20 protein-coding genes and 1 riboswitch are annotated in these 22,072 nt (G+C 69.7%); of the genes, 10 read left to right on the top strand and 10 right to left on the bottom strand.

Annotated features, from left to right (window positions below; translation table 11 throughout):
* Positions 1-118: 118 nt before the first annotated feature.
* A complete protein-coding gene (locus tag ATK36_RS21795) occupies positions 119-388 on the top strand; it encodes a type II toxin-antitoxin system TacA family antitoxin (protein ID WP_098513208.1) in 270 nt (89 codons plus the stop codon).
* Entirely contained in the window at positions 385-882 is a 498-nt protein-coding gene (locus ATK36_RS21790; RefSeq protein ID WP_211291930.1) for a GNAT family N-acetyltransferase, read from the top strand. The genes ATK36_RS21795 and ATK36_RS21790 overlap by 4 nt, the downstream gene beginning before the upstream one ends.
* 64 nt (positions 883-946) lie before the next feature.
* Here the strand turns inward: ATK36_RS21790 and ATK36_RS21785 are convergent, their stop codons facing one another.
* From ATK36_RS21785 to ATK36_RS21775, 3 genes are read right to left on the bottom strand one after another with little or no spacing between them, the layout of a single operon-like run.
* On the bottom strand, positions 947-2,635 hold the full coding sequence (locus ATK36_RS21785) for a fatty acyl-AMP ligase (protein ID WP_098513207.1): 1,689 nt from the start codon (positions 2,633-2,635) through the stop codon (positions 947-949).
* 55 nt (positions 2,636-2,690) lie between these two features.
* The gene (locus ATK36_RS21780) at positions 2,691-4,457 is read right to left on the bottom strand and encodes an ABC-F family ATP-binding cassette domain-containing protein (RefSeq protein ID WP_098513206.1); all 1,767 of its coding nucleotides are present in this window, start codon (positions 4,455-4,457) and stop codon (positions 2,691-2,693) included.
* A 37-nt stretch (positions 4,458-4,494) separates the two neighbouring features.
* The gene (locus tag ATK36_RS21775) at positions 4,495-5,463 is read right to left on the bottom strand and encodes a 4-(cytidine 5'-diphospho)-2-C-methyl-D-erythritol kinase (protein WP_098513205.1); all 969 of its coding nucleotides are present in this window, start codon (positions 5,461-5,463) and stop codon (positions 4,495-4,497) included.
* A 104-nt stretch (positions 5,464-5,567) separates the two neighbouring features.
* Here ATK36_RS21775 and ATK36_RS21770 point away from each other — a divergent pair, with 104 nt between their 5' ends.
* Positions 5,568-6,047, top strand: a complete 480-nt coding sequence (locus ATK36_RS21770) for a hypothetical protein (protein ID WP_098513204.1) — start codon at positions 5,568-5,570, stop codon at positions 6,045-6,047.
* Positions 6,048-6,300: 253 nt separating this feature from the next.
* Here ATK36_RS21770 and ATK36_RS21765 read toward each other — a convergent pair whose 3' ends face one another.
* Positions 6,301-7,317, bottom strand: a complete 1,017-nt coding sequence (locus ATK36_RS21765; RefSeq protein WP_098513203.1) for a methionine ABC transporter ATP-binding protein — start codon at positions 7,315-7,317, stop codon at positions 6,301-6,303.
* A gap of 213 nt (positions 7,318-7,530) precedes the next feature.
* A riboswitch (SAM riboswitch) is annotated at positions 7,531-7,622 on the bottom strand.
* A gap of 325 nt (positions 7,623-7,947) precedes the next feature.
* Here ATK36_RS21765 and ATK36_RS21760 point away from each other — a divergent pair.
* Positions 7,948-8,532, top strand: a complete 585-nt coding sequence (locus ATK36_RS21760) for a TetR/AcrR family transcriptional regulator (protein WP_098513202.1) — start codon at positions 7,948-7,950, stop codon at positions 8,530-8,532.
* 10 nt (positions 8,533-8,542) lie between these two features.
* On the opposite strand, the gene rsmA is transcribed toward ATK36_RS21760, so the two are convergent.
* From rsmA to metG, 4 genes are all read right to left on the bottom strand, one after another.
* Complete coding sequence (gene rsmA / locus ATK36_RS21755; protein ID WP_098513201.1) at positions 8,543-9,385, bottom strand: 16S rRNA (adenine(1518)-N(6)/adenine(1519)-N(6))-dimethyltransferase RsmA; 843 nt, start codon at positions 9,383-9,385, stop codon at positions 8,543-8,545.
* A gap of 394 nt (positions 9,386-9,779) precedes the next feature.
* Positions 9,780-11,237 carry a resuscitation-promoting factor gene (locus tag ATK36_RS21750; RefSeq protein WP_387000802.1) on the bottom strand — a complete coding sequence of 486 codons (1,458 nt, stop codon included), beginning with the start codon at positions 11,235-11,237 and terminating at the stop codon, positions 9,780-9,782.
* Between the two features lie 348 nt (positions 11,238-11,585).
* A complete protein-coding gene (locus ATK36_RS21745; RefSeq protein WP_098513200.1) occupies positions 11,586-12,413 on the bottom strand; it encodes a TatD family hydrolase in 828 nt (275 codons plus the stop codon).
* A 104-nt stretch (positions 12,414-12,517) separates the two neighbouring features.
* Positions 12,518-14,326, bottom strand: a complete 1,809-nt coding sequence (metG, locus tag ATK36_RS21740) for a methionine--tRNA ligase (protein ID WP_211291929.1) — start codon at positions 14,324-14,326, stop codon at positions 12,518-12,520.
* Positions 14,327-14,386: 60 nt separating this feature from the next.
* Here metG and ATK36_RS21735 point away from each other — a divergent pair, with 60 nt between their 5' ends.
* From ATK36_RS21735 to ATK36_RS21715, 5 genes are all read left to right on the top strand, one after another.
* Entirely contained in the window at positions 14,387-14,959 is a 573-nt protein-coding gene (locus ATK36_RS21735) for a PadR family transcriptional regulator (protein WP_098513198.1), read from the top strand.
* Between the two features lie 82 nt (positions 14,960-15,041).
* Positions 15,042-16,040: an ATP-binding cassette domain-containing protein gene (locus ATK36_RS21730; RefSeq protein WP_098513197.1), complete on the top strand. Its 999-nt coding sequence runs from the start codon at positions 15,042-15,044 to the stop codon at positions 16,038-16,040.
* Entirely contained in the window at positions 16,030-16,794 is a 765-nt protein-coding gene (locus ATK36_RS21725; RefSeq protein WP_098513196.1) for an ABC transporter permease, read from the top strand. Before ATK36_RS21730 ends, ATK36_RS21725 begins: the two co-directional genes overlap by 11 nt.
* 95 nt (positions 16,795-16,889) lie before the next feature.
* Entirely contained in the window at positions 16,890-17,504 is a 615-nt protein-coding gene (locus ATK36_RS21720) for a glycoside hydrolase family 25 protein (RefSeq protein ID WP_098513195.1), read from the top strand.
* A 161-nt stretch (positions 17,505-17,665) separates the two neighbouring features.
* Positions 17,666-18,904 carry an aminodeoxychorismate synthase component I gene (locus ATK36_RS21715; RefSeq protein WP_098513194.1) on the top strand — a complete coding sequence of 413 codons (1,239 nt, stop codon included), beginning with the start codon at positions 17,666-17,668 and terminating at the stop codon, positions 18,902-18,904.
* Positions 18,905-19,610: 706 nt separating this feature from the next.
* Here the strand turns inward: ATK36_RS21715 and ATK36_RS21710 are convergent.
* The gene (locus tag ATK36_RS21710; protein ID WP_098513193.1) at positions 19,611-20,570 is read right to left on the bottom strand and encodes a quinone oxidoreductase family protein; all 960 of its coding nucleotides are present in this window, start codon (positions 20,568-20,570) and stop codon (positions 19,611-19,613) included.
* Between the two features lie 177 nt (positions 20,571-20,747).
* Between ATK36_RS21710 and ATK36_RS21705 the strand changes: the two genes are divergently transcribed.
* Positions 20,748-21,248 carry a QsdR family transcriptional regulator gene (locus tag ATK36_RS21705; protein ID WP_098513192.1) on the top strand — a complete coding sequence of 167 codons (501 nt, stop codon included), beginning with the start codon at positions 20,748-20,750 and terminating at the stop codon, positions 21,246-21,248.
* Here the strand turns inward: ATK36_RS21705 and rsmI are convergent.
* Positions 21,218-22,057 carry a 16S rRNA (cytidine(1402)-2'-O)-methyltransferase gene (gene rsmI / locus ATK36_RS21700; RefSeq protein ID WP_098513191.1) on the bottom strand — a complete coding sequence of 280 codons (840 nt, stop codon included), beginning with the start codon at positions 22,055-22,057 and terminating at the stop codon, positions 21,218-21,220. The two genes, ATK36_RS21705 and rsmI, sit on opposite strands and share 31 nt — an antisense overlap.
* Positions 22,058-22,072 lie beyond the last annotated feature (15 nt).

Raw genomic sequence — 22,072 nt, 5'->3', positions numbered from 1 at the left:
CGGGGGTTGCCGGTCATGCCGCCCAAGCTTTCAGCGGCCCTCAAGGATCTTCCAGCGCTCGAATCGTCACCACAAGTAACACTTGTCAGACTCCGTACAAACGCCGTACATTGGGTGCATGACAACCAAGGAAGCCCGCTTTGACTTCCGGCTCGATCCCGAGGTCAAGGCCCGAATCGAGCGGGCAGCCAAGCTTACCCACGAGTCCACCAGCGGCTTCGTCGTGCACGCCGCCGCAGCAGCAGCGGATCACGTCCTGGCGCGCGCGGACGTCACGATGATGCCGGCAGAGCAGTTCGACAGGCTCTACGCCGCACTGGACCTGGCTGACGAAGCGCCGAACCTGCAGAACTTGGCTCGGCACGAGCGGAAGTACCTTCGTCAGTGACGGACCATACCTCGGTCGCCCTGAACGCCGGCCACGAGCTGAGCAGCTTCGATTGCGGCGTGAAATCACTCAACGACTGGCTGAACGAGCAGAGCGTCCGAGCAATGCACCAAGGGACGGCGAGAGCTCAAGTCTGGGTCACACCGGAAAATGACAGAGTCGTCGCGTATTACTCGATAACTCCCCATGCAGTGAGCCGGGCAGAACTGAGCAGCTCACTAGCCGGTGGAGCCACGACCATACCCTGCTATCTGCTCGCCCGACTGGCTCTTGACCAGCAGATACAGGGATTCGGTCTCGGCGGCGAGCTACTTCACGATGCACTCACGACAATCCTGGATGCAGCAGACCGCGCAGGCGGTCGGCTTGTCGTGGTCGACGCTATTGATGACCATGCCGCAAAGTTCTATCAGAAATACGACTTCCGGCCAGTCAAAGACAATCCGCGACGGCTTGCCATGAAAATCGCAACACTACGTAAAGCTCTGCGGTAAACGCAGACCCGCAGGCTTCGGTTCCCGGTTTTGTCACGACCGGGTCGCAGCGGTCACGGCCGGGTCAGGAATCCGCGTTCTTCGCGATCCGCTCGGCGTACTGCTGCGCGGTGGCGGCCCGCCGGACCTTGCCGGACGGCGTCTTGGGCAGGCTGCCCGCCGGCAGGACCACCACCGAGAACGGGCGCATGTCCACGGCGGCCCGCACCCGGGCCACGACCTCCTTGGCCAGCCGGCGTTCGGTCTCGGCGTCCCCGGCCAGTTTGGACTCCACGACCACCGCGAACCGTTCGCGCCGGCTGCCCGCGTCGAGCCGGACCGCGACCGCGTTGCCCGCGCGGACCCCGTCCACCGCGCCCGCGGCCCGTTCGATGTCGGTGGGGTACAGGTTGCGGCCGCCCATGATGATCACGTCCTTGCGCCGGCCGCAGACCACGATCTGGCCGTCCACCAGGTAACCGAGGTCGCCGGTCAGCAGCCAGCCCTCGGCGTCCTGAGTGGCCAGTGGCCCGTGCACGGTCAGGTATCCCGGCGTCACCGCCTCGCCGCGCAGCCGGATCTCGCCGACCTCGCGTTCCCCGAGCACGGTGCCCTTCTCGTCGACCACGTCCGCTTCCAGCCCGTCCAGCGGACGGCCCAGCACCGCGAACGACCGGACCGCCTCCGTACCGCGGCGCGGATCGCCCTCGGGCACCGGCACCGCGCGGTTGTCCCCTTCGAGCGCTTCGGCTTCCACGACGTCGAGGGTGAGCCCGGTCAGCAACGGCGCGAACGAGACCGCGAGGGTCGCCTCGGCCATGCCGTAGGCGGGGAACACACATTCGGGCCGCATCTTGAAGCGCCGGCCCGCTTCGACGAAGGTCTGCACCGCCGCCTCGTCGACCGGCTCGGCGCCGTTGAGCGCGATGCGCAGCGTGGACAGGTCGTACGCGTCGTCCTCGTCCACCCGGGCCATGCGCCGCCCGACGATGGCGTAGGCGAAGTTCGGTGCGGCAGTGGCCGTGCCGCCGTACTTGCTGATCAGCTCCGGCCAGATCAGCGGTCCGGTGAGGAATTCGACCGGGGTGATCTTGACCAGCTCGATGCCGTGGGTCATCGGCAGGGTCAGGAAGCCGACCATGCCCATGTCGTGGAAGGTCGGCAGCCAGGACACCATCACGTCGTGGTCGAGATCGAACTGCGCGCCCTCGATCATGGCCTTGATGTTGCCGTGGAGGTTGCCGTAGGTGATCCGCACCGCCTTCGGTTCGGCGGTGGAGCCGCTGGTCAGCTGCAGCAGCGCGGTGTCCTCCTCCGTCGTGGGCACCGGGTCGGCCAGCGGCTCGCTCCCGGTCAGCTCGCTGATCAGCCGGTACCGGATGCCCTTCTCCGCCAGCACCGGGGCGAGCTGGTCGAACGGCTCGCCGAGCAGCACCAGCCCGGCGCCGATCATGCCGAGCACGGTCAGCGTGTCCTCGGCCCATTCGGCGAGATCGGTGCGCGCGGTCGGCTGGTGCAGCATGGTCACGCTGCCTCCGGTCAGCCAGACCGCCTGCACGGCCGGGGCGATGAGCACCGGCGCGGCGGCCAGCACCGCCACCGCGCTGCCCGGTTCGAGACCCCCGGAGACCAGGCCGCCGGCGAACTCACGGGCCTGCTCGTGCACCTGCGCCCAGGTCCGGCGCACCGGTTCCTTCGGCTCCCCGGTGACCATGCCTCGCTGCTGACCCCGCCCCGCCGCCGTTGCGACGAGGGTGTCCACGAACCGACTCATGGGCGCAAGATTACTGTCTGGTTGTCAACGCCCGTCCGCAGTGGCGGGCACGGCGTCATTCCAGCGTTTCCGAGGTCTCCAGCCAGCGGGCCTCGACCTCGTCCTGCTCCACCAGCACGGCCTTCAGCTCGGTGTTCAGCTCGATCAGCCGCGCCGGGTCGGTGGCCGCCTCGGCCAGCGCCGCGTGCAGCTTCTCCTCGCGCGCGGACAGCTGATCGAGCTTGCGCTCCAGCCTGCCGAGTTCCTTCTGCGCGGCCCGGATCTCCGCGGCGCTGCGCTTGGCCTCGGCCTTCTCCGGTGCGGCGGCCACCCGGCGCGGGGTCTCCCGGACGCTCGCGCGGCGCTGGAGGTATTCCTCGATCCCGCCCGGCAGGTGGGTGACCCGTCCGTCGCCGAACAACGCGTACGTCGCGTCGCAGACCCGCTCGACCAGGTACCGGTCGTGCGAGACCACGACCATCGTGCCCGGCCAGCCGTCGAGCAGGTCTTCCAGCTGCTGCAGGGTATCGATGTCCAGATCGTTCGTGGGCTCGTCGAGCAGCAGCACGTTGGGCTCGGCCATCAGCAGCCGGCACAGCTGCAGCCGGCGACGCTCACCACCGGAAAGATCGCCGACCGGCGTCCACTGCCGGGCCGCGGGGAAGCCCAGCTTCTCGCCGAGCTGCGAGGCGGTCATCTCCTGCTTGCCGAATACCACCCGGCCGGCGACCTGCTCGATCGCCTGCAGCACCCGCAGGTCGCCGGGCAGATCGTCGAGTTCCTGGCGCAGGTGCGCGAGCGCGACCGTCTTGCCCTCGATCCGCCGCCCGGTCTCGGTGGCGAGGTCACCGCCGAGCAGCTTGAGCACGGTGGTCTTGCCGGAGCCGTTCACCCCGACCAGGCCGATCCGGTCGCCGGGGCCGATCCGCCAGGTCACGTGGTCGAGCAGGGTCCGCTCGCCCACCGAGATCGAGGCGTCCTCCAGCTCCAGCACGGTCTTGCCGAGCCGCCGCTTCGCAAAAGCCTGCAATTCCACCGAATCCCGCGGCGGCGGCACATCCGCGATCAGCGCTTCGGCGGCCTCGACGCGGTAGCGCGGTTTGGACGAACGGGCTTGCGGGCCGCGGCGCAGCCATGCCAGCTCCTTGCGGGCCAGGTTCTGCCGCTTCTCCTCCGCGGTCGCGGCGAGCCGGGCGCGCTCGGCGCGGGCGAAGATCCAGTCCGCGTAACCACCTTCGTACTGCTCGACGCGGCCGTTCGCGACTTCCCAGGTGACACTCGCGACGGTGTCCAGGAACCACCGGTCGTGCGTCACCACCACCACGGCGATCCGGCGGCCGAGCAGGTGGTCGGCGAGCCAGCGCACGCCCTCCACGTCGAGGTGGTTGGTCGGCTCGTCCAGCACCACCAGGTCCAGCTCACCGGTGAGCGCGGCGGCCAGCGCGACCCGGCGGCGCTCCCCACCGGAGAGGTTGGCGGTGGCCGTGTCCAGCCCGATCGCGGTGATCTCCAGACCGTCCACAATGGACCTGACCCGCGGGTCGGCGGCCCATTCGTGCTCGGCGCCGTAGCGCTGCAGCACGACATCGGCCACGGTGCTGCCCGGTCGCAGTTCGGTGCGCTGGGTGACCACCGCCATCCGCAAGTCCCGGACCTGGCTCACCCGGCCGGAATCCGGCTCGCTCAGTCCGGAAAGGACTTCCAGCAGGGTGGTCTTGCCACCACCGTTGAGCCCGACCACGCCGATCCGCTGCCCTTCGGCGACGCCGAGGGAAACTTTGTCCAGCAGCGGTTTCACCCCGTAGGACTTGCTCACCGACTCCAGGTTGACCAGATTGGCCATCCGCTTGGCCCGTTCCTTTCCACAGTGGACAGATTACTCAGGCGTGCACGCGCGGGGGCGCGTTGCGCGGCGAGTCGTCCCCGCCGACCACCCGGGCACCGGGCACCGGGCCGTGCGCGACCCGCACCGTGCGGCACACCCCGGCGCCGGACAGCTCGGCGGCAACCTCCACCGCCGTCTCCGCGTCCGCACAGAGGAACGCGCAGGTCGGCCCCGAGCCGGACACGCACCCGGCAAGCGCGCCCGCGTTCACCCCGGCACGCAGCGTACGGCGCAGCCCCGGCCGCAGGGACACGGCGGCGGCCTGCAGATCGTTGCCGAGCAGCAGGGCCAGCTGCCGCGGGTCGCCGGAGGCCAGCGCCTCGACCACCGGCGTATGCGCACCGATCCGCGGCGGTTTCCCCTCGGCCCGCAACCGGTCCAGCTCACCGAACACCTTCGGCGTGGACAGGCCCTTCTCGTCGAAGGCCAGCACCCAGTGGAAGGTGTGCCGCGAGAGCACCGGCACGAGCCGCTCGCCCCGCCCCGTGCCCAGCGCGGTCCCGCCGTAGAGCGCGAAGGGCACGTCGCTGCCGAGCCGCCCGGCGAGTACCGCCAGCTCGTCGCGGGTCACGTCGAGCTTCCACAGCGAGGCCAGCCCGACCAGCGCCGCGGCCGCGTCCGCACTGCCGCCCGCCATGCCACCGGCGACGGGAATGCCCTTGCGCAGCACGATCCGCACCTTCGGATCCCCGGCATCGGGACGGCCGACGTAGGCGGCCAGCTCGCGGGCCGCGCGCCAGGCGAGGTTGCTCGCGTCGGTGGGCACCACGCGCTCCCCCTCGCCATAGACCTCCAGGCCCGGCTCTTCGGTGATCGCGACGGTGACCTCGTCGGTCAGCGACAGCGCCTGGAACACGGTGACCAGCTCGTGGAACCCGTCCGCCCGCGGATCTCCGACGGCCAGGTGCAGGTTGACCTTGGCCGGGACCCGGACGGTGACTGGTGGTGGAACTACGGCGAGCACCCGCCCAGCCTACGTGGCCGGGCCGGCGGCCTCCTCACCAGGAGAAAACGTGCCGGAGACGACTCCGGAGTGGACCGGCGGTACTTGGGAAGTAGTTTTGAAGTATGACCGTGAGGGAAGTCAACATCTCCGAGCTGTCCCTGCATCCGCGCCGGGTCGTGGCCCAGCTCGAGCAGTCGGCGGACCGGTCGGTGCGGATTCGCCGCCGGGAGAAGGATCAGCAGGACCTGCTGCTGATCACCGCCGAGCGAGCGGAACAGGTGGTCGCCGCGGCGTCGGCGACCACGAAGATCTTCGTGGAGCTGATGCGCCGCAGCGATCAGGCGGTCACTCTCGCCACCGAAGTACTGCCGGCCGCCTTTCCCTGGGTCCGGTACCTGCCCAAGGAAGATGTGCAGACCTTCGTGGCGGAACTGGTCGAGACGCTGGAGCGCGCCGAGTCCCTCGGCAACCCGGCGCCGGTCGCCATCCTGGTCGCGGAGTGGAAGCGGACCGCGGAGATCCACGCGGATCCCGAACTCGCCGCCATCCTCGGGCGGCCCGGCGAGGACTTCGGCGAAGTTCCGCCGCCCGGGCAGCCGTGAGCCCCAAGCGCGGCGGCGAAGTGGCACCACCGGTGACCGGCCGCGAATGGGCAAGCCGGTTCGTCTGTGAAGGGACCCTTCACAGACGCTGAGTCCAGGGTGTCGGCAAAGTCGGTGTGGAGGTCCGTGGAGGTCTGTGAAGGGGCCCTTCACGGACTCTGAGTCCGTGAAGGGCCCCTTCACAGACCTTGGGCGCGTCCGGACAACACGCAGCGAGGAGGGCCGGCCGGGCCCTCCTCGCTGGTTCGACAACTCAGGCAGCCACGCTCTGCGGGCCGCGGACGGCCTGGGGCTGGGCCACATACGCACCACGGTCGGCGATCCAAGCCAACGCGGCGTCGGCGCGCTCGCCGCGGACGCCCACGCGGAAGCGGGCGACCGGAGTGTCCCCGATGCGGGTCAGGCCGCCGCCGATGGTGGACAGCTCCACGTCGAAGCGGGTGGCCGCCTCCGGAAGCAAGGCACCAACCGTGGCGAAGCCGATCAGCACCACGTCGGCCGAGCGGTCGTACTTGGCCGCCTGCGCCCGGCTCGTCTCGATCGAGGGCAGCACCGCCTGCGCGGTCCAGCTCGCCGGCGAGGAGATCAGGTCCAGCAGCGAACCCCGCTCTACCACGACGCCGTTGTCGAGCACCGCGACGTCGTCGCACACCCGGCGGACCACGCCCGCCTCCTGGGTGGTCACCACGACCGTGACACCCAGCTCCGCACGGGCCCGGTCCAGCACGGCGAGCACCGCGCCGGCGTCCTCCGGGGCGACCCCGGCGGTCGGGTCGTCTGCGACGAGCACGGCCGGTCCGGCGGCCAACGCTCTGGCCACGGCGACCCGGCGGCGCTGCCCGTCGGTCAGCTCGCCCGGCTTCTGCCCGGCACGGGCGGTGAGCCCGACCAGGTCCAGCAGCGAGCCGACCCGGCTGCGCCGCTGCGGGCCGTCCACGCCGAGCTGCTCCAGCGGAGCGGCGACGTTCCCGGCGATGGTGCGCTCGGCGAGCAGCTCGGACTTGGCGCCGACGGCGCCGAGCCGACGGCGGATCTCCCGCAGCCGGCGGCCGTCCAGGGTGGCGGTGTTGAGCCCGTCGAGCCGCACCACGCCGCGGTCCGGGCGCTCCTGCAGGGCAATGCACCGGGCGAGGGTGGACTTGCCGGAATCGGCCGGTCCCACCACGCCGAACAACGAGCCGGCCTGCACCTCGACACTCACGTCGCGCAGGGCGGCGACTCGATTTCCGTTGAAGGGAAAGGATTTTGACACGTTTTCGACAGTGATCACGAATGAGCTCCAGGCAAGGGGCGCAGCACCGGTTCCGGGCGCGCCAGGCGTCCTCGAATGACCGTCCTCAAAGGACGGTGTGGCGAATCGCGGAAAAGCGGATCAGGCGATGGCCATGGAGCGTCGACACGCGCTTACCGTGCGGCGACCTTCGTCGACTACGCGGCGCCGGGTCAGCAGGAGCGGGCGGGCGAGCATCTGCATCGGAAACGGCCTCCATCGGTCCTGGCGGTAGCACCTGCCCACTTTGCGGGTGGTTGCTGCGACTTCGGCGAGCCAGGTCTCTCAGTCGCTCGGGATGGACGTCTTCGAGTAAAGCCGATCCCACGGACTGAACGCAAGCACGTTGGTGCAGATCACACGAGTGGTCGCGGGCCGGTGGTGAAATCCGCACCCGGCCTGCGGGGACCGGAAGTTCCGCCACCGAACGGTCCGGCAGCCCGCGCTCACCCCCGAGAATCCCTTGTGGACACTTGACAACCGCCTCGCACCGGCTTTTTCCCGCCGGGGATCACGCACAGCGACCGGATGAGCCTGCCCCGGGATAGTTCACAAAGGTGAGCAAATCCGGTCTTCTTGGTACCGCTGTATCAGATACGCTCGTACCACCTCGGGAACGGAGAACGACCGGTGCCTCAGCGGGTGGACCACGACCAGCGCCGCCGCGCGATCGCCGGAGCGGTCTGGCGGATCGCCGCGGATCGTGGGCTGGATTCCGTGCGCATGCGCGATGTGGCCGCAGAAGCGGGCGTGTCATTGCGGCTGGTTCAGTACTACTTCGAGACCAAGCACAATCTGCTCGTACTGGCATTGCGTTATCTCCGCGAGGACACCGAACGCCGAGCGCGGGAACGCATCGAAGCGCAAGCCGGCCAGAGCGCACGCGGCGTGCTGCGGGGCGTGCTTACCGGGCTGCTGCCGTTGGACACCGAAAGCGAGTTCGCACTGCGCGTGCGCCTCGCCTACTTCAGCCGCTCGTATCGGGAGCCGGGAGTATTCCCGGACCGGGACACCGCGTTGGAAGACCTGGTCACGCGACTACTGGAACAAGGCGAGCCGATGCCGGGCATCCGGCCGCAACACGAGGCGGACCTGCTGGTGTCCGGGATCACCGGCCTCGGCTTCCACATCCTGCACGGCCGACGGCGGACGACCGCCGTACTGGCCACGCTCGACTACCACTTGGACCGGATCTTCGGCCCGGCCGGAGGCTGACCGCCGCGGGTCAGACGCCGGCGGCGGCGATCCGGGCGAACGCGTGCACGTCGAGCTGTTCGCCGCGGCTGCGCGGGTCGATCCCGGCCGCGGCGAGCAGCTCCCCGGCGCGTTCCGCCGAGCCCGCCCAGCCGGCCAGCGCGGCCCGCAAAGTCTTGCGGCGCTGGGAAAACGCGGCGTCCACGACGGCGAAGAGCCGAGCCCGGTCGACCGCGGTGACCGGATCGGTGCGTTCGAAGGACACCAGTGCGGAATCCACGTTCGGCACCGGCCAGAACACGTTCCGCGGCACCGGGGCGACCTTGCGTGCCGGTCCGTACCAGGCGAGTTTCACGCTGGGCACGCCGTAAGTGCGGCTGCCCGGCCCGGCGGCCATCCGGTCGGCCACCTCGGTCTGGACCATCACCAGCCCGCGCCGCAGCGACGGCAGCTCGGCGAGCAGGTGCAGCACGACCGGGACGGCGACGTTGTACGGAAGGTTCGCCACGAGCGACACCGGTTCCGCGGGCAGATCCGCGGCCCGCACGCGCAACGCGTCGGCACCGACCACGGATAGCCGTTCCGCCGCTTCGGGCGCGCGCTCAGCCGCCGTGCGCGGCAGCCGTGCGGCGAGCACCGGGTCTATCTCCACCGCGACGACCCGAGCGCCGGCCGAGAGCAGACCGAGCGTCAGCGACCCGAGCCCGGGCCCGACCTCCAGCACGACGTCCCCCGGCCGCACACCGCCGAGTTCGACGATGCGGCGGACGGTGTTGGGGTCGTGCACGAAGTTCTGCCCGAGTTTCTTCGTGGGCCGGACGTCGAGTTCGTCGGCCAGCCCACGGATTTCGGCAGGCCCCAGCAGTTCCACCACCGGACGAGCCTACCCAGCACCACCTGCGCCTCGGCAACGCGGCGCACAAAAGCAGGCGGCCAGGGTGTCGGCAAAGTCGGAGTGAGGGGCCTGCGCAGACCGCGGAAGTCCGTGAAGGTCTGTGAAGGGGCCCTTCACGGACTCTGAGTCTGTGAAGGGCCCCTTCACAGACCCGAGACAGGTCCGGCGCACACCACGAGGTGGTCGCGCCTCGAATAGCTCCGCATCGCCCGCTGCCGGGCGTGATCGACGAAGAGGGCAGGCGCCGTCGATGATGACGCGGCAGCCACGGCTCACTCTGCTGATCACGGGGCCTCGACCAACTTTGCCGGGACCCTGAGCAGGCGGCCGTGAGCGCGAAGCTCACGGCCGTCTACCGGGAAACCGAACGTGCTCAGGCCTTGTAGCCGCAGCCCCAGGCGCTGTAGCCGCCGCGGGCGTCGCGCACCTTCTCGGCCACCGCGATCTGCTGCTCACGGGTGGCCTTGTCGGCGGTGGGGGCGTACTGGCCGCCGCCGTAGGCGTTCCAGGTCTGCTTGTCGAACTGGAGGCCGCCGTAGTAGCCGTTGCCGGTGTTGATGTGCCAGTTGCCGGTCGACTCGCACTGCGCGATGCGGTCCCACGCCCCGGTGTCGCCGATGGCGGGCTGCGGCGCCTGCTTGGTGCCGACCTTGATGATCTTCGGCTTGGGCGCGGTGACGACCTTCTCCGAGACATTCTCGCGAGAGACCTCTGCGCCGTTCTTCTTGGTGACCTTGTAGGTGACCACCTTCTTGCCCGGGGTGCCCGGGTCCGCGACGCTCTGCTCGCCCTTGAGCTGCGTCGGGTCGTCGACCTTCTGCACCTCCGGGTCGATGGTCTCCTCCTGCTCGACCATCGAGACGCCCATCCGCGAGACGTGCACCTCGGCGCCGTCCTTGAGCGAGACGTCGAGACCGCCGTCGATCGCGTCGTCCGGGCCGAGGTTGAGTTTGAGGTCGGAGGCGAACTCCTTCGTGGTGACCGCGGTGGTGGTCACCTGGCGCGGCGCGTTGGTGCCGTCGTAGAGCGTGATCTGCTTCTTGGTCTTGACCTGCACGGTGGAGCCCGCGAGGGGCAGCTCGCCGGAGGAGGGCAGCGAGGTCCAGGCGCCCTGCGCGACGAGGTCGCTCATGCCGAGCTGCGTCAGCGCGTCGCCGAGGGTGGTGGCGCGCACCCACGAGGGCCGCTGCACGCCGTCCACGACCAGGTCCAGCTTGCGGCCGCGCTCAAGCTTGATGACGCCGCCGTCGCCGACCGCGGCCTGCGGGGAGGGCGAGAGCGAGTCGTGCTCGCCGACCGAGAGACCGGCCTCCTCGAGCACCTCGCCCACGGTGCCGCCGTAGCTGTGCACGGTGCGCTGCTGGCCGTCCACGTCGACGGTGATGCTCTTGTTCATCGCCAGCGCCGCGGCACCGCCGCCGCCGACGGTGACCATGACCGCGAGCACGGCGCCCTTGAGGAAGCGGCGCTTCCAGGTGCGGGTGGCCTCGCGCAGGCCCTCCTCCGCGGCGGCCTGCTTGGCCTGCGGCGTGGCGGTCGAGTCCTCGGCCAGCTCGTCGGGCAGGTACAGCGGCGGGAGCATGGTGGTCTCGGCGTTGATCAGCCGGATCAGCTCGTCGACGTCGACGTCGATCTCCGCCATCAGCGTGTCGGCGTCCGGGCCGAGTGCGGTGAGCACGTCCTGCTGGGTCACATGCAGCTCGTCGGAGAAGTCCAGCTGCCCGTACGCGGTGTCTTCAAGCTCGCGGTCGAGGACCGCCACCGAACCCGCGGAGGAGAAGTAGTCGGGCTCCGCCTCGGGGCGTGCGCCACCCTGCCTGCTACCAGTCACCGGGTCGTTCCCTTTCCCAAGACGACGTGCGTGACCGCAGTCGTCTTTCGGTCGCGACGCATCCGGGGATGCGCCTCTCAAGTCCGACACCCCCAGCCAGCGCCATCGTCACGGTTCCGGGCCGTACCTGCCCCGGTTCCGCTTCCCCGACGTGCACTGACGTGACTGGTGGGCGTATCAGCCGGCATCCGCTGCGCGGTACCGACCGGCACGATCACGGGACAGTAACGGGTCTCGCGAGGTTGCGCAAACACCCCCCGGAGTGTCGTGACTTGAGTCACTCATCAGGTGGGCGAACGGGCAGACCCAAACGTCGCAATCCGTGCAACCCGAAGTGACACAACGAGTTCACGTCACGGGGAGGCCGTACACCCGCTCGGCAGCGGATCGAACAGCGTTCGCCACTTCGTGCACAGCCTCGCCTCGCAGCGCCGCGAGCTGACGGACCGTGTAGGCGGTGCAGTACGGCTCATTGGGCCGCCCACGGAACGGGTGGGGCGTCAGGAACGGCGCATCGGTCTCGACGAGGAATTGGCCACGGGGCGCGATCCGGGCCGCTTCGTGCAGCCCGCGGGCGTTCTTGAAGGTAACCGTGCCGGCAAAAGACAGTACGTAGCCGTTGTCGAGACACTTGCGGGTCATCTGCTCGTCGCCGGAAAAGCAGTGGAACACGACGGTCTCCGGCGCGCCTTCTTCATCGAGGATGCGAAGCACGTCTTCGTGCGCTTCGCGGTCGTGGATCATCAGCGTCTTGCCGAGCCGCTTCGCGAGGTCGATGTGCCAGCGGAACGCTTCCTGCTGGGCTTCGCGGGGCGCGTAGTCCCAGTAGTAGTCGAGGCCGGTCTCGCCGATCGCGACGACTCGCTCACCACGGGCCAGTCGTTCCACTTCGGACCGCTCCGGCTCGCCGAAGTCCTTGGTACGCGTGGGATGGAGCGCCACCGCGGCGTACACACGTGGGTCCCAGGTGGACGCTTCGACGGCCCAGCGCGCAGCGGTGAGATCGTCCGCGACGGTGACCACCCGGGCCACCCCGGCCCGCTCGGCGCGGTCGAGCATCGCGGTCACGTCGGCCGCGTCGACCGCACCGCAGGCGTCGAGGTGGGTGTGTGCGTCGACCACCGTGACGGGGAGCCGGTCCGGAATCGGAGGTAGTGCGCGCTTGTCTTCACCCATACCCACGAACCTAGCCACCCGCTCCGGGCGGCCTCACTCGCGCCCAAGGTCCGTGAAGGGCCCCTTCACGGACTCTGAGTCCGTGAAGGGGCCCTTCACAGCTTTCAGTCGGTGACGATCGGGGCCCAGTCCGGGCCGGTTTCGCCCAGCTTCGGGTCCAGCTTGGTGAAGAGGGGAGTCGGCTTGGCCAGCGGACGGCCGATCTCGACGGGCTTCGACGCCCAGCAGGCCTGTTCGCTCGCATAGTCGCCGGTGAGGATCGGGTTGATCCGCCCGGGCACGTCCAGGTCCTCGACCTCCTGCAGCTCCGGCTGCGCGGCCCAGACGCCGGTGCCGCCGAGTGCCTCGTGGACCTTCTGCGCCGAGTGCGGCAGGAACGGCGTCAGCAGCGTGTTGGCGTCACTCACGACCTGCAGCGCGGTGTGGAGAATACTGTCGCGCCGGGCAGCGTTTTCCGGGCTGTCGTCCTTGAGCTTCCACGGTTCCTGATCAGACAGGTACCGGTTGGCCGCGGTGACCACGCGCATCGCCTCCGCCGCGGCCAGCTTGAACCGGGAACGGCCGAGGTGCGCGCCGGCCGTGTCGAACGCCTGCCGGGACAAGGCCTTCAGCTCCTCGTCCGCGGGAGCGGGCTTGGCCGGCGCGGGGACCGCTCCGTTGTTCTTGTGCGCCATCGAGATCGACCGGTTGACCAGGTTGCCCCACTCGTTGGCCAGCTCGAAGTTGGTCCGGCGGACGAACTCGTCCCAGGTGAAGTCGGTGTCCTGGGTCTCCGGGCCGGCCACCGAGATGAAGTAGCGCAGCGCGTCCGGGCCGAATTCGCGCAGGAAGTCGTGCACGTAGATGACCGTGCCGCGGGAGGTGGAGAACTTCGAGCCGCTCATGGTGAGGAACTCGCTGGAGACGATCTCGTCCGGCAGCCGCAGCGGCCCGTACCGCCCCGGTTCGCCGCCGCGGTCGCCCGCGCCGTTCTGGCCGAGCAGCAACGCGGGCCAGATCTGCGCGTGGAAGGTGATGTTGTCCTTGCCCATGAAGTAGTAGGCGCGCGCGGCGTCGTTGGCCCACCACTCCTGCCAGGCGTCCGGCGTGCCGTTGCGGCGAGCCCATTCTACGCTCGCGGAGAAGTAGCCGATCACCGCGTCGAACCACACGTAGAACCGCTTGAGCGGCTGTTCGCGCCAGCCGTCGAGCGGGATCTTCACGCCCCAGTCGAGGTCACGGGTGATTGGCCGGGGCCGCATGTCGTCGATCAGGTTGCGAGTGAAGTTGAGGACGTTCGGCCGCCAGTCGGTCTTGGTGGTCAGCCAGTCGCCGAGGGTCTTGGTGAAGGCGGGCAGGTCGAGGAAGAAGTGCTCGGTCTCGACGAACTTCGGCGTCTCGCCGTTGATCCGGGACTTCGGGTTGATCAGCTCCGCGGCGTCGAGCTGGTTGCCGCAGTTGTCGCACTGGTCGCCGCGCGCGCCGTCGTACCCGCAGATCGGGCAGGTGCCCTCGATGTAGCGGTCGGGCAGGGTCCGGCCGGTGGACGGGCTGATCGCGCCGCGGGTGGTCTTCGGGACCACGTAGCCGTTGCGGTGCAGGGCGAGGAAGATCTGCTGGGTCACCTCGGCGTGGTTACCGGTGGAGGTGCGGGTGAACAGGTCGTAGGACAGGCCCAGCCCGCGCAGGTCCTCGTCGATCTGGCGGGTGTACTTGTCCGCGGTCTGCTGCGGGGTCATCCCCTCCTTGTCCGCCTGGACGGTGATCGGGGTGCCGTGCTCGTCGGTCCCGGACACCATGAGCACCCGGTTGCCGGCCATTCGCTGATAACGGGAGAAGACGTCGGACGGGACGCCGAATCCGGACACGTGGCCGATGTGGCGGGGGCCGTTGGCATAGGGCCAGGCCACCGCGGTCAACACAGGGGTGCTCATACCTGTTTAGCCTACGGATGCGGCCTGCGCGGTGGTGCACTGGCCAGAGAAGGGAGATCGGTGTCCGCGACACGTCTGCTGGTGCTCGGAGTGGTGCGCATGTTCGGCCGGGCGCACGGCTATCAGGTGCGCCGTGAGCTGCTGTCGTGGTCGGCCGACAAGTGGGCCAACGTCCAGCCTGGCTCGATCTACCACGCGCTGAAGAAGATGACCACCGAAGCGCTGCTGGAAAAGGTCAAGGCGGAGCCGGGCGATGCCGGTCCGGACCGGGTCGCCTATCAGCTCACCGAGGACGGCGAGCAGGAGTTCCAGGTGCTGATGGCGCGGAGTCTCTCCGAGCCGGACAGCGGGTACCCGCAGCTGTGTGCCGCCGTCGGTTTGCTGCCCGCGCTGCCTCGCGCGCACGCGATCAGGCTGCTTCGCCGGCGGCTCGTGCAGTTCGAGACCGAAGAACGACGGTCGACATTGCAGCTCACCGCGAACGATGGGGGCCGGCCGCACGTCGCGGAGCTGTTCCGGCTGTGGGCCGGGATCGCCGGTGCCGGCCGTGAGTGGGTCACCGCGTTGATCGACCGGCTGGAAGCGGGCGAATACGTGATGGCCGGCGATCCTGCTCCCGGTAATCAAATTTGACTATTCCAGTTTTGTCAGTGCAGGGTGTCATCCTCGGCTGGTCGAGCTTGATGAGTCGAGCTCTGGGAGGAGAGGGGTTCTCATGATCACCGCACGCGGACTGGAACGAAGATTCCGGCGCAAGGGCCGGGCCGGGGGCGAGGTGCACGCGGTACGCGGGGTCGATCTCGACGTCGAGCCCGGCGAGCTGGTCGGCTTCCTCGGGCCGAACGGCGCGGGCAAGACCACCACCCTGCGGATGCTGACCACCCTGCTGAAACCGACCGCGGGCACGGCCACGGTCAGCGGGCACGACCTGCTCACCGATCCGGTCGGGGTGCGCCGCAACATCGGCTACGTCGCCCAAGGCGGCGGCACCGCGCCCGAAGTACGGGTCGGCGAGGAGCTGGAACTGCAGGGCAGGCTGTACCGGATGACGAAGGCCGACGCGCAGACCCGCGGCCGGGAGCTGGCCGAGCAGCTCGACCTGATCGGGCTCGACCAGCGGCTCACCAAGACGCTGTCCGGCGGGCAGCGGCGCCGGCTGGACATCGCGATGGGCCTGATCCACTCGCCCGCGCTGGTCTTCCTCGACGAGCCCTCCACCGGGCTCGACCCGCAGAGCCGGGCCAACCTGTGGGAACACATCCGCCGGCTGCGCACGGACCAGGGCGTGACGATCTTCCTCACCACGCACTATCTCGACGAGGCGGACGCGCTGGCCGACCGGCTGATCGTGATCGACGACGGCCGGATCGTCGCCGAGGGCACGCCGGATTCGCTGAAGGCCCGGGTCTCCGGCGACGGCGTGGCGATCGAGGTGCCCATCGAGACCAGCGCGGCCGCCGCCGAGCTGGCCGGACGGCTCAGCGGCGCGCACGACCTCGAAGTGGACGGCGGCACGGTGCGGTTCCGGGTACCGCGCGGGGACACCGCGCTGCCCGAGCTGCTGCGCGCGCTCGACGGGCAGCGCATCCCGCTGACCGCCATGCAGGTGACCCGTCCGACCCTGGACGACGTGTTCCTGACTCTCACCGGCCGCTCTCTGCGCGACGCCGAGGAGCGGCCCGCCGGGGAGCCGGAGGTGTCCCATGCTGTCTGACATCTGGCTGATCTTCCGCCGGGACCTCACCGCCGCGCTGCGGAACCCGGCGTGGCTGCTGATCGGCATCATGCAGCCGCTGCTGTATCTGTTCTTCTTCGGGCCGCTGCTGGTCCGCGCGCTGAGCGCGCAGGGGTTGTCCGATGTGGACGGCTGGATGGTGCTCACCCCGGCGTTGATCGCGCAGCTGGCCCTGTTCGGCAGTTCGTTCGTGGGCTTCGGCCTGCTGGCCGACTTCCGCTCCGGAGTGGTCGAGCGGATGCGGGTCACCCCGGTCAGCCGGGCCGCGCTGCTGCTGGGGAAGGTGCTGGCGAACGCGCTGCAGGCAGTGGTGCAGTCGGTACTGATCATCGTGCTCGCCTACCTGGTGTTCGATCTGAACGCACCGGTCGCCGGGGTGCTGCTGAGCCTGCTGATCGTGTTCCTGCTGGCGCTCACGCTGGCGTCCTGCTCGTACGCGCTGGCGCTCACGCTCAAGAGCGAGGAGTCGTTCCCGGCACTGCTGAACGCGGTACTCATGCCGTTGCTGCTGCTGTCCGGGATCCTGATCCCGATCACCGCCGGGCTGGCGCCCAAGTGGCTGTACACGATCTCGCAGATCAACCCGTTCCGGCACGTGGTCGACGTGGAGCGCAACAGCTTCCGCGGTGACTTCTCGATGGACGCGCTGTTCACCGGGAGCGTGGTGGTGCTGGTGATGGCCGTGCTCGCGGTGTGGTGGGGAACACGCACGTTCCAGCGGGAAAACGCCTGATCACGCACACCGACACGCCGGGAAAGGTCACCTCGCGCGCCGGCGCGGCACGTAGGGTGGCCTTTCACCCGTCGTGGGGCTTGTCAGGGGTGCGAATGACCGGACCGGAGAGCGAACGCGGGCTCACGCTCACACATCGTGAGCAGGTGCTCGATTGGTCAGCGGTACGAGCCGCCGAGATGCGGTTCGCCTCCGTGACCGTCAGTGAGAACGTGAACTGGCGTGCCACTGGCGCCGAGCGGATGGTGACCGGCGCGCAGGAGGCGGGCCTGCACACCGGCGCCCGGCACTACGCACGGCCCGGCGCGGTACACGACCAGGCCGAGCACTTCGTGCGCACGGCCAGCAGGCTCGGCGCGTTCGCCCCCGGCTCACTCGCACCCGCGCTGGAGGTGGACGCCCAAAGCGTGGACGACCGGTTCGTCAAGGCGTGGATCAAGCACGTGCGGCACGCCGCGCGGATCCGCCGGGTGCTCGTCTACGCCGGACACGACTGCTGGTCGCGGCGGCTGAACCCGGACCGCTGGGCGGATCCCGACGTGGTGCTCTGGCTGGTGCGGCACAACGGGATCCCCGGCAGGCCCGGATGGTTCCACGCGCGGCTCGGGCTGCATCAGCACGCCTACTCCGCGGACCTGCCCGGGGTGGGCGGGCCGGTCGCGCAGGACGCGGTGGTGTACCCGTTTGCCCTCTCCGACCTGCTGCTCTGATCACTCACCGCGCCGGCACCGCCCGGCCAAAGCTGTGAAGGGGCCCTTCACGGACTCAGAGTCCGTGAAGGGCCCCTTCACAGCCGTTACCGACCGCGAAAGCGACAGGATCGGGTCACTTTTCCGGCAATTCTCCAGGGCCGGCACGGCACAATGGCGCGATGCTCTCCCGTCCCCTGCGCATCGACCTGGCACCGGAACAGGTCGTGCTTCGGCTTGCCGCGTACGCGCGCGAGCACGGCTTGGCGCAGCCCGCCGCGGTGTGCGGCGAGTGGTTCGGTTCACGGGCGGTAGTGGCGCCGTTCCTCGATGTCCGCGCCCGGCCGTTTCCGGACCCGGTCGCGGAGGTATCGGGAGCGGGCGTCGGTGGGGGCTGGTTCGGGTTTCTCGGTTACGACTTGGCCGATCCGTCCAGCCGATCCGGTCTGCTGCCCGCGTCCGCCTGGGGCTGGGCCGATCACCTGCTGCGCTGGGACGCATCCGGCACGTGCTGGTTCGAGGTCCTCGACAGCGGGCGTGATCCGGACGTCCTTTGGTCCACTGTGGAGCGTGCGCTGGCGGTTCCGGCGCCGCTCACCTGGTCGGCGAGCCCGCTGCGCCGCCCGTCCGGGCACGAACAGGCGGTGAAGGCGTGCGTGCACGAGATCGAAGCGGGTGAGCTGTTCCAGGCGAACGTGTGCGCGCGGTTCGCCGGCGGCTTCGACGGGGAGCCCGCCGCCTTGTTCGCCGAGGGCGTCCGGCGGCTCGCGCCGCGGCGAGCGGCCTACCTCGCCGGCGACTGGGGTGCGGTGGTGTCCCTGTCGCCGGAGCTGTTCCTGGCCCGGCACGGCCGCCGGGTGCGCTCGTCGCCGATCAAGGGCACGCTGCCGCGGCGAGGTCCCGAGCACGACCGGAACGCGGACCTGCTGCGCCAGTCGGCGAAGGACGTCGCGGAGAACGTGATGATCACCGATCTGGTGCGCAACGACCTCGGCCGGGTCTGCCGGGTGGGCAGCGTGGTGGTGCCGGAGCTGCTCGCGGTGCATCCCGCGCCCGGGGTGTGGCATCTGGCGTCCACAGTGGAGGGTGAGCTGGCGGACGGGGTGACCGACGCCGGGCTGCTGGCGGCGGCCTTTCCGCCGGGTTCGGTGACCGGGGCGCCGAAGATCCGCGCGCTCGACCTGATCGCCGAACTGGAACCGCGGGCTAGAGGCGTCTACACCGGTGCGGTGGGGGTGATCTCGCCGTCCGCCGGGCTGGAACTGAACGTGGCCATCCGGACCTTCGAGATCCACGACGGCACCATCGAACTCGGCGTGGGCGGCGGGATCACGGCCGATTCGGCCGGTGCGGCGGAATGGCAGGAGTGCCTGGACAAGGCTGACCCGCTCGAACAACTCCTGGCCACTCCGCCGGAGTGACCTACCGGTGGGGGGGCGAGCACCGGTTTGCCGACCGTGTGGCGGGAACGCAGCGCTTCGTGGGCTTCGCGGGCGGGTACTCGCCACCCACAACGGCACGCCGCCCCGAACCGGATCAAACGACTCCTCGCCACTCCGCCGTGGCGACCTGCCTGCGCGGATCGAGCACCAACTCACCCACCGTGTCACGGAGTCCCGGAGTCCCGGCAAAGTCGGTCGAGGACCCGTGATCAGCAGAGAGAGCCGTGGCGGCCGCGTCATCATCGACGGCGCCTGCCCTCTTCGTCGATCACGCCCGGCAACGGACGATGCGGCGGTGTTCGAGACGCGACCACCTCGTGGTGTGCGCCGGGGACCTGTCTCGGGTCTGTGAAGGGTCCCTTCACAGACTCAGAGTCCGTGAAGGGACCCTTCACGGACCTCCGCCGTCTGGACTACTTACACGGATCGAGCAGCAACTTGCCCACCGTGCCACGAGAACGCAACGCCTCATGCGCAGAGAGAGCCGTGGCGGCCGCGTCATCATCGACGACACCTGCCCTCTTCGTCGATCACGCCCGGCAACGGACGATGCGGAGGCGTTCGAGACGCACGACCACCTCGCGCTGTGCGCCGGACCTGTCTCAGGTCTGTGAAGGGTCCCTTCACAGACTCAGAGTCCGTGAAGGGCCCCTTCACAGACCTTCACAGACTTCCGCAGTCTGGCCTACTTACGCGGATCGAGCAGCAACTTGCCTACCGTGCCACGAGAACGCAACGCCTCATGAGCGGCACGAGCCTCGGCAAGCGGATACTCACCGCCCGCGACAGCCCGCAAACCGCCGCCCCGAACCAGAGCGAACAGCTCGGTCAGCGCGGTGCCGAACACGTTGCCCGGCAACCGGAACACGTGCGGCAGCCACATGCCGGAGATCGCAGTGCTGTGCCGGAGCAGGCTGCTCGGCTTCACCGGTTCCGGCGCCTCCCGCCCGGCCATGCCGTAGAACGCGAGCCTGCCGAACGGTGCGAGCGCGGCCATGCTCTGGTCGGTCGTGCGGCCGCCGACCATGTCCAGCACGATGTCCACCGACTTGCCGCCGTTGGCCTCACGCAGGGTTTCGGTCAGGTTCTCCGCGCGGGAGTCCACAGCGACGTCGGCGCCCAGTTCGAGCGCCAGGTTCCGCTTCTGCTCGCTGCTGGCGGTGGCGATCACCCGGCCCGCGCCCCACGCCTTGGCCAGCTGCACCGCGATCGTGCCGACGCCGCCCGCCGCCGCGTGCACGACGACCGACTCCCCCGGCTCCAGGTGCGTGTTCTTGCGCAGCAGCACCCAGGCGGTCGCGCCCTGCACGAGCATGGCCAGCGCGTTGAGGTCGTCCACCCCGTCCGGCACCTCGAAGGTCGCGGCGACCGGGCCGGCCGCTCGTTCGGCGTACCCGCCGCCGCTCTTCAGGAGCGAGACGACCCGCTTGCCGTCGGCGGTGCGGCCGACGACCTCGCCACCCGGCACGAGCGGCAGCGTGCTCGGCGCGAGATAGCTGTTCTCCGCCTGGTGCGTGTCGGCATAGTTCACCCCGATCCGGTCGACCTCGATCAGCACCTCGCCCGGACCGGGTTCGGGATCGGGTACCTCGGCCGGGGTCAGCACCTCCGGCCCACCGAACTCGGTCACCTGCACAGCACGCATCCAGCGGCCTCCTTCACAGCTCGTCTTGAGACATTCTGCCAGATGTCTCACTGAAGAAACACTCTGTGCTAACGTCTCACCATCGACACGCCGCTTGTTTCCCGCACCTCCCGCCCCGACGCCGTCGCGGCGTTCCGGCTCGCGCGCAGCCGCTTCCTCGCCTGCCGCCGGATCGACATGCGGGAACTGGCCGCCGAGCTGGGCATCAGCCGGGCCACGCTGCACCGCTGGGTCGGCAGCCGAGACCACCTGCTCGGCGAGATCCTGTGGGCGGAGGCCGCGGCCGTGCTGGACAACGTGTCGTTCACCGGCCGCGGCGGCGAAGGCCTGGCCGAAGCGATCGGCACCTTCGTGCACACGGTGAACATCTCGGCCCCGTTCCGGACCTTCCTGCGCAGTGAACCGGAGCGGGCACTGCGGCTGCTCACCACGAAGGCCAGCCTGGTGCAATCCCGCACGATCGACAAACTGCGCGCACTACTGGCCGGCGAGATCGCCGCCGGGCGGCTGCGCAGCCCACTGCCCGTCGCGGACCTGGCCTATCTGCTGGTCCGGGTCGGCGAATCGTTCATCTACACCGACGTGATCACCGGCGACGAGCCCGACGCGGCCAAGGCGCGCACCGCGGCCCGGATGCTGCTGGAGGATCACTTCCGCGACGCGACAACCGCGTCGTAAAGCTCCTTTTTGGACACTCCGGCCGCCTCGGCCACCGCCGCGGCCGCGATCTTCAGGCGTTCCCCCTCGGCGACGCGGGCGCTGACCTCGCCCACGAGATCCTCCACGCGCGTCTCGACGCGCGCCGCGCCTTCCAGAACCACGGTGATCTCGCCGCGTACCCCATCCGCCGCCCATTCGGCCAGCGAGGCCACCGTGCCGCGTTTGACCTCTTCGTAAGTCTTGGTCAGTTCCCGGCATACCGCGGCCCGGCGCTCGCCACCGAGTGCCGTGGCGGCGTCGGCGAGGGTGGAGGCCAGCCGGTGCGGCGACTCGAAGAACACCGCGGTCCGGCGTTCGGTGGCCAGCTCCGCCAGCCACTTCGCGCGCTCCCCCGGCTTTCGCGGGGCGAAGCCCTCGAAACAGAACCGGTCGCACGGCAGGCCGGACAACGCCAGCGCGGTGGTCACCGCGGACGGGCCGGGCAGGCAGGTGACCGGCAGGTCCTCGGCCACGCACGCGGCCACCAGCCGGAACCCCGGATCGGACACGCTGGGCATTCCGGCATCGGTGACGAGCAGGACGTTTTCCCCGCTGCGCAAGGATTCGAGCAGCTTCGGCAGCCGCGCGGTCTCGACGTCCTCGTAGAAGCTGACCACCCGGCCGGACGGCGACACGCCGAGGGCCGAGGCCAGCGTGCGCAACCGCCGGGTGTCCTCGGCTGCGATCACCTCCGCCGAGCCCAGTGCCTCGACCAGGCGGGCCGAAGCGTCCCCGGGATCGCCCAGCGGGGTAGCGGCGAGCACGAGCCGTCCGGGCGCAGAGATCATGCAGCCAGCCTACCG

This window comes from Amycolatopsis sulphurea (genome assembly GCF_002564045.1).
In the GTDB taxonomy this organism is placed as follows: Bacteria; Actinomycetota; Actinomycetes; order Mycobacteriales; family Pseudonocardiaceae; genus Amycolatopsis; species Amycolatopsis sulphurea.
The sequence above is the reverse complement of the archived record's forward strand: the minus strand, read 5'-3'. Positions and strand labels throughout refer to the sequence as shown.